Source organism: Pseudoalteromonas sp. PAR1, assembly GCF_947311895.1.
Classification (GTDB): domain Bacteria; phylum Pseudomonadota; class Gammaproteobacteria; order Enterobacterales; family Alteromonadaceae; genus Pseudoalteromonas; species Pseudoalteromonas lipolytica_C.
Genome location: NZ_CAMZMY010000053.1, coordinates 1 through 1,302 on the forward strand (window position 1 = coordinate 1; position 1,302 = coordinate 1,302).

1 protein-coding gene is annotated in these 1,302 nt (G+C 37.6%); it reads left to right on the forward strand.

Translation table 11 applies throughout. The features are described 5' to 3' along the window. Nucleotides 1-45: 45 nt before the first annotated feature. Nucleotides 46-1,083, forward strand: coding sequence for an IS110 family transposase (locus tag QL229_RS20505; protein WP_281547366.1), 1,038 nt, complete (start codon nucleotides 46-48; stop codon nucleotides 1,081-1,083). Nucleotides 1,084-1,302 lie beyond the last annotated feature (219 nt).

Below are 1,302 nucleotides of genomic sequence, written 5' to 3' on the forward strand. Positions count from 1 at the left end.
GGGTAACGTAATAAGCGACAAAACTTTTACAAAAGGAATCCATACATGGTGAATCTTAACGTTATTGCGATTGATTTAGCAAAAAATAATTATCAAGTTTGTAAAATAGGTAAAGAGCGACAAGTTATATACAACAAAGAAGTATCTAGACAAAAACTACTTCAGTTATTGGTATCAGAAAAACAATCATTAGTAGCAATGGAATCATGTGGTGGTACGCATTATTGGGCAAGAAAAGCGAAAGAGGCTGGCCATATAGTTAAACCTATGTCTGCACGCGTCGTAAAAGCATTTAGACAAGGCCAAAAAACAGATGCGAATGATGCTTTGGCTATTGGTATTGCAGCTCAGCAACCAACGGTTAAGCCGAGTAGATTATTAAGTGTAAATGAGCAGTGCTTACAATCCATATCAGCAATGAGAGAGCATTTTGTAAAACAAAAAGTGGCCTTGGGGAACCTACAGCGAGGCTGTTTGTTGGAACTTGGCATCCCTATAGCCAAGTCTGATAGTAAGTTAATAGATGCAGTGGAAAGTTTGCTCGAGGATACAAGTTTTAATGTACCGATGGCATTTAGAGCATCTCTAAAAATAGTAAATGAACAATTCAAAAGAGTTGTTAAAGAAATTATAGCGCTAGAAAAGCTAATTGAAGAAGAAATCAAAAATGATGAAGTATGCGAGCGGCTGTCAAAATTGGAAGGCGTTGGACCAGTAGGTTCAATGATGTTGAAAGTTTACTTTAGTTGTATAGAGCACTTTAAAAATGGACGAGAAGCGTCTGCCTGTGCAGGATTAACGCCTGTGCAGCATAGCTCTGGTGGTAAAGAAAAAATTGGCTCAATTTCAAAAAAATCAGCAAACAAGAAGTTACGTAGCACGTTATATCAAGGTGCACTAGCGGTTGTTTCAAATGTTATAAAAAGAGCAAGTCGCACAGAAAAGGATGAATGGCTTAAAAAGTTGATTGCAAGACGCGGTAAGAAAGTGGCAGCAATAGCATTGGCGAATAAAACAATCAGAACTGCATTTGCCATGCTAAAGAAAAACGAATGTTATCAGCCAAAGTTGTTAACGACTTAAATTATTGTCAATAAAGAGCGTTTAAAACCAGGATAAGACTGACCTTTAAGAGACTGTTCCGTGTTCAGGTAGAAAATACCGTCACAGAGAAAAGTCATAAAGGGGCGAATACATTAAAGTGACCTGGGGTAGCTCCCCAAATAGAGTCCGTATATAAGCCAGCATCTAATCTTTATTTAATAAATACTCCGTTGACAAAAAACGGGGAGTCCATATAAG

Excerpts from the sequence above, each read along its gene's own strand:
- QL229_RS20505 (WP_281547366.1), top strand. The coding sequence starts at position 46 with ATGGTGAATCTTAACGTTATTGCGATTGATTTAGCAAAAAATAATTAT.